This is a genomic window from Brachyspira catarrhinii (genome assembly GCF_005518285.1).
Taxonomy (GTDB): domain Bacteria; phylum Spirochaetota; class Brachyspiria; order Brachyspirales; family Brachyspiraceae; genus Brachyspira; species Brachyspira catarrhinii.
In genome coordinates this window covers 1-1,407 of sequence record NZ_SJDU01000503.1, presented here as the reverse complement: position 1 = coordinate 1,407, position 1,407 = coordinate 1, and the positions used below count along the sequence as shown (strand labels likewise).

Annotated in this window: 1 protein-coding gene; it reads right to left on the bottom strand. The window is 39.7% G+C overall.

The window, feature by feature from the left end:
- Nucleotides 1-85: 85 nt before the first annotated feature.
- Nucleotides 86-1,407 (bottom strand): V-type ATP synthase subunit B (locus tag EZH24_RS11865; protein ID WP_137999285.1); only part of this gene is annotated, 1,322 nt, incomplete at its 5' end.

Sequence of the window (1,407 nt, the reverse complement as noted above, 5' to 3'; positions counted from 1 at the left end):
TCTGAGATTTTGCAAAGCCGTTTTATTATATTGAAACTTTAATGCCATTTTAATTTACCTTTTTTAAATTTATCAATTTAACCAATCAACTTGCCCATTTTCCGTATTTTTCAACCAAAGAGTCTTTAACTCCCACTTCCGCTTTACTGAAATATTTAGCCATTAATTCCCAGCCCGTTTCAAGCATCTCGTCTATTTTGATATTAATGTCTATGGCGAGCAATCTTTCCGAATATTCGTTTGAGAATTTTAAGCATCTTTCATCGTATTCCGTCAAATCGAAACCGTTTTCTTTTTTCATTTTAGCGTTAGCGGCATCCGAGTAAAGTCGAACCAAAGTATTCATAACCGTTGGATGGTCTTCTCTCGTTTTTTTGCCTATAACAAGCTGTTTCAAACGCGAAAGACTTCTGAAAGGGTCGATAATAGTTTTACCAATATCGGAATCTCTTCTTAAATATAACTGTCCTTCCGTAATATATCCCGTATTGTCGGGGACGGCATGAGTAATATCCCCTTCGTTCAAAGTAGTAACGGCAATAATGGTTATAGAACCGCCTTCTGGGAATTGAGCCGCTTTTTCGTATATTTTAGCGAGGTCGGAATATAAAGAACCAGGCATAGAGTCTTTTGAAGGAATTTGGTCCATCTTATTTGAAACTATAGCCAAAGCGTCCGCATAAAGAGTCATATCGGTAAGAAGAACCAAAACTTTTTCTTTATGTTCCACCGCAAAATATTCGGCTGCCGTGCATGCCATATCTGGTATTAAAAGCCTTTCTACCGCGGGGTCGTCCGTAGTGTTTACGAAACATATAATTTTATCAAGCGCTCCAGCTTCCGTGAAAGTATTTCTAAACGATAAATAATCGTCATTTGAAAGTCCCATTCCGCCCAAAATAATTTTATCCGCTTCCGCTCTAATCGCAACTTGAGCCAAGACCGCGTTATAAGGCTGGTCGGGGTCGGCAAAGAATGGAATTTTCTGTCCTGTAACCAATGTGTTATTCAAATCTATTCCCGCGATACCCGTTGCTATAAGTTCGGATGGCTGTTTTCTCCTAACTGGATTAACCGAAGGTCCGCCTATATCGACTTCCTTACCTTCTATTTCCGCTCCTCCGTCTATAGGTTCTCCGTAAGCGTTGAAGAATCTTCCCGCAAGAAGTTCGCTTACTTTAAGTCTCGGAGGTCTTCCTAAAAATACCACTTCGGCATTTGTAGGTATTCCTTCCGTTCCCTGAAAAACCTGAAGGGTAACTATATCTCCTATCATTTTTACAACTTGAGCGGGGCGTCCGTCAACCAAAGCCATTTCATCGTTTCCAACATTTTCGGCTCTTAAAGCTACGGTTGCCTTTGTAATTTGAACTAATTTTGTATAAACTTTTTGAAACGCTTTAGGCA